The 8,050-nt window shown below is 60.3% G+C and carries 9 protein-coding genes; 8 read left to right on the top strand and 1 reads right to left on the bottom strand.

The annotated features are described in order from the left end of the window. Positions 1-1,039: SLC13 family permease (locus AC3AYF_RS15315; protein ID WP_487779944.1), on the bottom strand; the 1,039-nt coding region annotated here is incomplete at its 3' end. Positions 1,040-1,223: 184 nt separating this feature from the next. Here AC3AYF_RS15315 and cysQ point away from each other — a divergent pair. The 8 genes from cysQ to AC3AYF_RS15275 form a co-directional block, all read left to right on the top strand. Continuing rightward, positions 1,224-2,030, top strand: coding sequence for a 3'(2'),5'-bisphosphate nucleotidase CysQ (cysQ, locus tag AC3AYF_RS15310; RefSeq protein WP_295040480.1), 807 nt, complete (start codon positions 1,224-1,226; stop codon positions 2,028-2,030). Between the two features lie 90 nt (positions 2,031-2,120). Next, entirely contained in the window at positions 2,121-2,603 is a 483-nt protein-coding gene (locus AC3AYF_RS15305) for a DUF2489 domain-containing protein (RefSeq protein ID WP_295040478.1), read from the top strand. 377 nt (positions 2,604-2,980) lie between these two features. Then, positions 2,981-3,862, top strand: a complete 882-nt coding sequence (locus tag AC3AYF_RS15300; protein WP_295040476.1) for an OmpA family protein — start codon at positions 2,981-2,983, stop codon at positions 3,860-3,862. A gap of 297 nt (positions 3,863-4,159) precedes the next feature. Next, a complete protein-coding gene (gene thrS / locus AC3AYF_RS15295) occupies positions 4,160-6,070 on the top strand; it encodes a threonine--tRNA ligase (protein WP_295040475.1) in 1,911 nt (636 codons plus the stop codon). A gap of 34 nt (positions 6,071-6,104) precedes the next feature. Next, positions 6,105-6,644: a translation initiation factor IF-3 gene (gene infC / locus AC3AYF_RS15290; RefSeq protein ID WP_295040483.1), complete on the top strand. Its 540-nt coding sequence runs from the start codon at positions 6,105-6,107 to the stop codon at positions 6,642-6,644. Between the two features lie 90 nt (positions 6,645-6,734). After that, positions 6,735-6,929 (top strand): 50S ribosomal protein L35, encoded by a 195-nt coding sequence (gene rpmI / locus AC3AYF_RS15285; RefSeq protein WP_071230088.1) that lies wholly within the window; start codon positions 6,735-6,737, stop codon positions 6,927-6,929. Positions 6,930-6,965: 36 nt separating this feature from the next. Next, the gene (rplT, locus tag AC3AYF_RS15280; RefSeq protein ID WP_149434914.1) at positions 6,966-7,316 is read left to right on the top strand and encodes a 50S ribosomal protein L20; all 351 of its coding nucleotides are present in this window, start codon (positions 6,966-6,968) and stop codon (positions 7,314-7,316) included. Between the two features lie 149 nt (positions 7,317-7,465). Further along, positions 7,466-8,050, top strand: a 585-nt coding sequence (locus tag AC3AYF_RS15275; protein WP_487779943.1) for a tRNA ligase subunit PheS family protein, incomplete at its 3' end; no start/stop codon positions are given.

Genomic DNA, 8,050 nt, shown 5'->3' with positions numbered 1-8,050 from the left:
CGCCGAACAGCAGCAGAATTCCCCATGGGAGATCCCGGGCGTCCTCCCACAGCAGTAGCGGACGATGCCGCTCACTGCCGCTCGGAATCAGGAACAGTCCGACGCCGGCCAGCAGTGCGACCGAAGTGTCCGAGAGCCATTCGACGCCCCAATCGTTGAGTAGCGGTCGCGTGACCCAGGCCAGGGCGGCGAGGAGAAAGACGACGCCGACGCGCTTTTCGGCCGGTTTCATCCCGCCGAGCTTGGCCAGTTCGTCGCCGATGACGTCGCCGTCGTCATTGTCGAGCTTGAGTTCGAACTTGCCACGGGTCAGCCACCACCAGGCCACGACCATCATGGCCAAGCTGACCGGAAGGCCAATCACCATCCATTGCGCGAATCCCAGTTCGATGTCCTGCTCGCTGGAGAGATAGCCCGCGAGTATGGCGTTGGGCGGCGTGCCGATCAGCGTCGCGACGCCGCCAATGCTGGCGGAGTAGGCGATGGCCAGCAGCAGGGCGGTGGCATAACGTTTTACTTCATCCGATTCCGCGTCGGCGAAGAGGGATATCACCGACATGCCGATGCGCAGCATCATGATCGCAGTCGCCGTATTGGAGACCCACATGCTGATGAACCCCGTGGCCAGCATGAATCCGGCAATCTGCTGCTTGGGTTTCTGGCCGACGACGTTCAGAATGCGCAACGCAATCCGGCGGTGGAGATTCCAGCGCTGCATGGCGATTCCCAGTAGAAAGCCGCCAAGGAACAAAAAGATCGTGGGGTTGGCGTAGCTGGCGGCCGTTCCCTTGAGATCGGCGATGCCGAGCGCGGGCGCCAGCGGGATGGGTAGCAGCGAGGTGGCTGGAATCGGAATGGCTTCGGTTGCCCACCAGGTTGCCAATAGCAGTGCCAGGCCCACGCAATGCCACGCTGCCGGTTCCATGCCGGCGGGGGCTGGCAGGATCTGCGTCGCGACGATCCAGACCGGGCCAAGAATGAGACCGACACGGGCCGCCGTCGAGGGCGCTTCGGATGCTGGTTCGGGTGCTGCCGTCATCGGATGAATTCCTTTTCGGGAGGCGGAGTAGTTCCATTCTACTTAAGATGTAGATAGCTCCGGGACTGCCTGGCCTTAGCCTTTGGTCTAACGACATGGGCGCGTGACAGTGACTGCCGTTTCACCAACGACGGTCGGGTACTCCGGATCGTCGATCGACTTCCCTTATCAGAAGAGCCGACCCATGAACCTACCGCTGCAATCCTTGATCGCTCCTCTCGTCGCCTTGTCACGGGAAGCCGGGGCCGCCATCGAGGCTGTCGGGCATGGCGCTCTCGATACCCAGCAGAAGGCGGATGATAGCCCGGTCACGGCCGCGGACCTGGCCGCTCACCAAGTGCTGGTCGAAGGGCTGTCGTCGATGGGCTCTCGCGACTGGCCTATCCTGTCCGAGGAGTCGGCCTCCATTCCGTGGTCGGAGCGTCGGCAGTGGTCGACCTACTGGCTGGTCGATCCGCTGGATGGCACCAAGGAGTTCATTCGAGGTTCGGATCAATACACCGTCAATGTGGCCCTGATCGACCGAAATCTTCCCGTCCTGGGAGTGGTCGAGAAGCCCCGCACCGGCGAGGTATGGGTCGGGCAGCCGGCCCGGGGGGCCTGGTATCAGTCGCGTGACGGTGGGGGCTGGGAAGCGCTCAAGGTCCGCTCTCACGCTCCTTTGCGTGTCGTCGTCAGCCGGTTTCATCGAGGTGCGACCACTCGTCGTCTGCTCGAGTCGCTGGGCAATGTCGAGGTCGAGGAGCTGGGCAGTTCGCTCAAATGCTGCCGGGTGGCGGAGGGTCTGGCCGATCTCTATCCTAGGTTCGGCCCAACCAGCGAATGGGACACTGCTGCGGCGCAGGCTGTCCTGGAGGGTGCTGGCGGACATCTCGTCGACTGCGAATCCTGGAAAGCGCTGCGTTACAATACCGGCGACAGCTTGCTGAATCCCGCCTTCGTGGCCTGCGCTTCCCTGAGCGGCGCGTGGCGGGATGCCTGGACGGACTGATTCTCGACCCGGGCCGCCACGGCAGCGTCGTGGCGCCGGCGGCCCGGAAACCCCCATGGTAAACATCACCAGAAGGCGACTTTCACTCTTATGTCATTGTCTGTTGCGGTGGGGCTATCGCTCCTGGCCATCCTCGTCATCGTTGCGCTCTCCGTTTACGCCTGGCGACTTTGGCGTGAGGTCGAGCGCCGCAAAGCGTTTCGGCAGGACGAGGTGGCGCGCGCCAATCAAAATTGCATAGAGAGCCTGCACGCTCTGTCGCAGGCCATGCTCGAGCGCCAGGTAGACATGGTGGAGGGGGCGTTACGCTGTAAAGTGCTGCTCGATATCATCGACCATCGCTTGACGGAGCGGGATACCTGGAAGGTGTTTCGCGAGGTGCAGGCCGAGGCCGGGCATCTCCACACGCATCAGGCTCGCCGCGAGCTCCCGCCGAGAGAGCGCTATCGGGAGGATAGAGAGCGTGAGGCCATTGCAGTCAGGCACGAGCACAGTCTGCACCTGGCGGCGGAAGCACTACAGGCTTTCTGTCTCGAACGGACGGAGCAGGGGAATCCCCGCGTCGCACGCTGAGACCCGTGTCCGTCACGCGGTTTCGGCGCGAAGTGACCAAAGCGTGCAGCGCCTCCTTGATGCGAAAGGATAGGCATTAAAAAGCGAAGTTTTCGCTAATCCGCTTTGCCAATCTGGGAAATGATGCTAAAAAAGAACAGTGTTTCCCGACACGGGTTTGCATCTCGGGCTGGAATCGATAATGCTGTTACGGAGCTGCAAAGAAAAGGGACAATGGGAACATTGACCGCTGCTCAAGTCGACGCGAATGACGGTCGCCGAGAGATTTCTTTGTCGTTGGGGAAGGAACACCTTTCTCTTGACGAATTCGGCTTCTATACTCGAAGCCGCTGGGTAACGCCCGTTACGACTAGCGCTGTGTTAAGAAGGAGTCTTACATGAAAAAATCAACGACTGGCCTGCTACTGGGTTCCGCTCTGGTAGTCGGTCTCTCTGGTTGTGCCAGTTCCGGTATGGAATCCACTGGTAGCTCGTCAGACCAGGCTTGGTATCAGTCCCCGTTCGTCTGCGGCATCGCCGGCGGCCTGATCGGTGGCGGGATTGGCTACGCGACTAGCAGCGATTCCGACGAAGATACCGGCGCTGCGGTCGGTGGCGTTGCTGGCGCGACGGCCGGTGCGCTGCTTTGTGCCGACTACTCCTCCAACGTCATGGATAGCGATGGCGATGGAGTTCCGGACGACCGCGATCAGTGCCCGAACACGCCGGCTGGCGTAGCGGTCGATGCCGTTGGTTGCCCGCTCGACACCGACGGTGACGGCGTGCCGGACTACATGGACCAGTGCCCGGGAACCCCGGCTGGCGTTGAAGTCAATGCCCAGGGTTGCCCGCTGGATTCCGACGGTGACGGCGTGCCGGACTATCAGGACCAGTGCCCGGACACTCCGGCCGGTGCAGAAGTCAACTCGCTGGGTTGCCAGGAAGACCTCGTGCTGCGTGACGTCAACTTCGAGTTCGACTCGGCCCAGTTGACTTCCAATGCCGAAGCGATTCTGGATGGCATCTCCGAGAAGCTGATGACCAACGACCAGCTGCGCATTCGCCTTGAAGGCCACACCGACTCCGTCGGTCCTGCGGCCTACAACAAGGAGCTGTCACAGCGTCGTGCCGACTCTGTCAAGGCCTACTTGGTCGACAAGGGCTTCTCCGCCGATAACATCACCACTATCGGTTATGGTGAAGAGCAGCCGATCGCCAGCAACGATACCGCTGAAGGTCGTGCTCAGAACCGTCGCGTCGAACTGGGTGAGTGGGAATAAGCTTCTTCCCGACACGTTGTTGACGTGAATATGGGGGCGCCTTCGGGCGCCCTCATTGTTTGCAGGCTTCAAAAACCGCCTTCCGGGAAGCTCCCGGCCGCCGGCAGATGGTAAAGAGGCCTGTCCGCTGCTAGTCTACTTCTCCCCGTGACCGCCAGTCGGCGGTAAGAAGCCACGCTCCTCGCGCATCGGTTGGCTTGCCCGTATGCAAGTCCGTCGCGAGAGGGGTGTTCTGTTGATCGAGCGAGCTCATGTGGTCTTTGGTGTGGACCACCACTGAGCGTAAGGATGTTTTTGATGCCCATTGTGACGCTGCCCGACGGCAGTCAAAGAACTTTTGAAGAACCCGTAACCGTGATGCAGCTGGCCGAGTCCATCGGTCCGGGGCTGGCCAAGGCGTGCATCGCGGGCAAGATAGATGGCGTTGAAGTCGACGCCGCCGACGTCATCGACCATGACGCCGAGGTGGCGATTCTGACCGCCCGCGATGAAGAGGGGCTGGCGATCATTCGCCACTCGTGCGCCCATCTGCTGGGGCACGCGGTCAAGCAGTTGTATCCGGACGCCAAGATGGCTATCGGTCCGGTGATCGATGACGGCTTCTATTACGATATCGATTTCGCGGCATCGCTCTCTTCGGAGGATCTGGAGGCCATCGAGGCCCGGATGAAGTCGCTCATCGAGCAGGAGTACGATGTCGTCCGGGAGTATGTCGATCGCTCTGAAGCGCTGTCGGTCTTCGTGTCGAGAGACGAGCCCTACAAGCAGGAGATCGTCGAGGGTATCCCTGAAAACGAGACAATCCGTCTCTACCATCATCAGGAATATATCGACATGTGTCGCGGCCCCCACGTGCCGAACACCCGCCATCTCAAGGCGTTCAAGCTGACCAAGTTGGCAGGGGCCTACTGGCGTGGCGATGCATCGAAGCCCATGCTGACGAGGATCTACGGCACAGCCTGGGGCGACAAGAAGGCGCTGAAGGCCTATCTGACGCGCCTGGAGGAGGCGGAGAAGCGCGATCACCGCAAGCTGGCACGGCGCTTCGACTTCTTCCACATGCAGGAAGAAGCGCCAGGCATGGTCTTCTGGCACCCTCGTGGCTGGACGCTGTGGCAGGTCGTCGAGCAGTATATGCGCGGCGTCTACAAGCGCAGCGGGTATCAGGAAATCAAGTGCCCCCAGATCATGGACGTGTCGTTGTGGAAGAAGTCCGGTCACTGGGACAACTACGCCGACAACATGTTCTTCACCGAGTCGGAAAAGCGTGAATACGCGCTCAAGCCGATGAATTGCCCGGGACATGTCCAGGTCTTCAATTCAGGCTTGCGCAGCTATCGCGAGTTGCCGATTCGCTATGGCGAGTTCGGCGGTTGCCATCGGAACGAGCCTTCGGGTGCCTTACACGGTATCATGCGGGTTCGGGCATTCACCCAGGACGATGGGCACGTCTTCTGTACCGAGGGGCAGATCGAGCCCGAGGTGACGGCTTTCCATCGCCAGGCGCTCGAGGTCTACGGCGATTTCGGTTTCGAGGATATCGCCGTCAAGATCGCGCTGCGGCCCGACAAGCGTCTCGGCAGTGACGAGACCTGGGATCGTGCCGAGGATGCGCTCCGCGCGGCGCTGGGCAACTGCGATGTGGAGTGGCAGGAGTTGCCTGGCGAGGGGGCGTTCTACGGTCCGAAGATCGAATACCACATGAAGGACTGCCTGGGGCGTGAGTGGCAGGTCGGAACCATGCAGGTCGACTTCATGATGCCCAGTCGCCTGGGAGCGCAGTATGTCGCCGAAGATGGCTCGCGCCAGGTGCCAGTCATGCTGCACCGCGCCATCGTCGGTTCGATGGAGCGTTTTGTCGGTATTTTGATCGAACATTATGCCGGAGCCTTGCCTTTGTGGCTTTCGCCGGTGCAGGCTGTCGTGCTCAATATCACGGATGCTCAGCGTGATTATGCCGAAAACCTTGCCAAACGCTTGCGTGAAGCGGGTTTCCGCGTCGAGTCGGACTTGAGGAATGAGAAGATCGGCTTTAAAATCCGCGAGCATACGCTGCAGAAGATTCCTTATCTGCTGGTTGTCGGCGATAAGGAAGTCGAATCGGGTGCCGTTGCAGTGCGTACTCGGTCCGGTGAGGATCTGGGGTCGCTATCTGTCGATGCGCTGTTGGCGCAGCTTCAGCGAGACGACCAGCCGGACAGGCACTGAGCAGCAACGTTAATCGCCAAACGGAGATCTAACGATCAAGCGTAATAATCAGCGCGGGCGCCCTCAGGAAAAGCGCGCGCCCATCAATGACCGTATTCGTGCAGACGAAGTTCGCCTTATCGATGCCGAGGGCGAGCAGGTGGGAGTCGTTCCCATGCAGGAGGCGCTGGAACGCGCCGAGGAAGCCGGAATGGATCTCGTCCAGATTTCCAATGCCGATCCCATCGTCTGTAAAATCATGGACTACGGCAAGTTCCTCTTCGAGCAGAAGAAGCAGAAGTCTGCCCAGAAGAAGAAAACCAAACAGATCCAGGTCAAGGAAGTCAAATTCCGGCCTGGCACGGACGAGGGCGACTATCAGGTGAAGTTGAAAAACCTGATACGTTTCCTCGAAGGTGGCGACAAGGGCAAGGTCACGCTGCGTTTCCGGGGTCGTGAGATGGCACACCAAGACATCGGTCGTCGACTGATGGAAAGGATTGCCGCCGATCTGGAAGAGCTGGCGACCGTCGAGTCCTTCCCCAAGATGGAAGGCCGACAGATGATCATGATCCTTGCGCCCAAGAAGAAGTGATCCGCGGGCAAGTCGAACGGGGCGTGACGAGTATGATCTCTTCACGTCCGGCCTCGGGTTTTCTCAATAAAACGGAGTGGAGTTTTTCCCATGCCGAAAATCAAGAGCAACAGTGGCGCTGCCAAGCGCTTCAAGAAGACTGGTAACGGCTTCAAGCACAAGCAGTCTTTTCGTAGTCACATCCTGACCAAGAAGTCCACCAAGCGTAAGCGTCAGTTGCGTGGCATGAAGCAGGTACACGCTGCCGACAAGCAGCTCGTCACCCGCATGCTGCCCAACCTGTAACACTTGGTCGTCAGTCTTTAACGTCAGGAGAGTACTATGTCTCGCGTCAAGCGTGGTGTCGTCGCACGTCGTCGTCACAAGAAGATCATGAAGCAGGCCAAAGGCTATTACGGTGCGCGCTCGCGCGTCTTCCGCGTAGCCAAGCAGGCCGTCATCAAAGCCGGTCAGTACGCGTATCGCGACCGTCGCCAGCGCAAGCGTCAGTTCCGCGCTCTGTGGATCACGCGTATCAATGCGGCGGCTCGCATCAACGGCATGTCCTACAGTCGTTTCGTGGCGGGTCTGAAGAAAGCCGGCATCGAGATCGACCGCAAGGTGCTGGCTGATCTGGCAGTACACGAGAAAGCGGCCTTTGCGGCGCTCGTCGAGAAAGCCAAAGCTGCATAAGCGGGTCATGTCTTGCCCTCGCGGGCAATACGTCGTATGACCGATCCAGGGGAAGGGCAGCTGCTCTTCCCCTGTTTTTTTTATACCGTGTTGACGCGCTGTCCACCATTGGCGGCGCTATATGCCGAAAGATAAGCGGAGCTCGACGGATGGATCATCTTCCTGCCCTGGTCAACGAGGCGAGAGCGGCGATCGCCGCGGCCGAAGACGCCCAAGCCCTTGACCAGGTGCGCGTGCGTTTCCTGGGCAAGAAAGGCGAGATCACCGCTTTGCTGAAAGGGCTGGGTCGGCTCTCCGCCGAAGAGCGCCCGGCGGCGGGTGAGCGCATCAACGAAGCCAAGCAGGCCCTGCAGCAGGAGCTCGACCACCGCAAGCGGGTGATCGATGAGGCCGCCCTGGAGGCGCAACTCGCAGCCGAGCGCATCGATGTCACGCTGCCGGGGCGCGGCGAAGTCAGCGGTGGACTGCATCCCGTCACCAGAACGCTGGAGCGTATCGAGTCGCTGTTTCAGCACATCGGCTTCGAGGTCGCGGTCGGGCCGGAGATCGAGGACGATTTCCATAATTTCGAAGCGCTCAACATCCCGGCTCACCATCCGGCACGGGGCATGGCGGACACGTTCTATTTCGACGCGACACGTCTTCTGCGGACTCATACCTCGCCTGTCCAGGTGCGCACCATGCAGTCCCAGCAACCGCCGATCCGCATCGTCTGTCCCGGTCGTGTCTACCGT

This window comes from Salinicola sp. (assembly GCF_982684285.1).
The sequence above is the reverse complement of the archived record's forward strand: the minus strand, read 5'-3'. Positions and strand labels throughout refer to the sequence as shown.

What these genes read in the sequence shown, in the direction of transcription:
- cysQ (WP_295040480.1), top strand. Translation starts at nt 1,224, where the DNA reads ATGAACCTACCGCTGCAATCCTTGATCGCTCCTCTCGTCGCCTTGTCA.
- AC3AYF_RS15305 (WP_295040478.1), top strand. Translation starts at nt 2,121, where the DNA reads ATGTCATTGTCTGTTGCGGTGGGGCTATCGCTCCTGGCCATCCTCGTC.
- rplT (WP_149434914.1), top strand. Translation starts at nt 6,966, where the DNA reads ATGTCTCGCGTCAAGCGTGGTGTCGTCGCACGTCGTCGTCACAAGAAG.
- rpmI (WP_071230088.1), top strand. Translation starts at nt 6,735, where the DNA reads ATGCCGAAAATCAAGAGCAACAGTGGCGCTGCCAAGCGCTTCAAGAAG.
- AC3AYF_RS15300 (WP_295040476.1), top strand. Translation starts at nt 2,981, where the DNA reads ATGAAAAAATCAACGACTGGCCTGCTACTGGGTTCCGCTCTGGTAGTC.
- thrS (WP_295040475.1), top strand. Translation starts at nt 4,160, where the DNA reads ATGCCCATTGTGACGCTGCCCGACGGCAGTCAAAGAACTTTTGAAGAA.